We start from the raw sequence: 218 nt of genomic DNA, 5'->3' as shown, positions 1-218 counted from the left end.
CGGCGCCGGGGACTTCGCGGATCACGGCACGGATGGCGGCGACGAGTTGGGTGACGGTGTCCTGGGTGGCGACCGCGTCCTCCAGCACGGTCGAGTCCAACGCTCGGCGGTGGCGGCCTTTCAGCACGCCGGTCGCCTTCACGACCTCGCGCACCGCCTCGAAGACCCGGTGCGGTCGCGTCGAGCGGGCCAGTCGGCGGCGGAAGTAGGCCAGCAGC

The 218-nt window shown here is 72.9% G+C and carries 1 pseudogene; it reads right to left on the bottom strand.

Annotation, left to right across the window (positions count from 1 at the left end):
* A pseudogene (locus OO57_RS38245) lies at nt 1-218 on the bottom strand (IS5/IS1182 family transposase); the annotation flags it as partial.

The sequence above is a fragment of the Kitasatospora phosalacinea genome (assembly GCF_000717185.1).
GTDB classification, from domain to species: domain Bacteria; phylum Actinomycetota; class Actinomycetes; order Streptomycetales; family Streptomycetaceae; genus Kitasatospora; species Kitasatospora phosalacinea_A.
The sequence above is the reverse complement of the archived record's forward strand: the minus strand, read 5'-3'. Positions and strand labels throughout refer to the sequence as shown.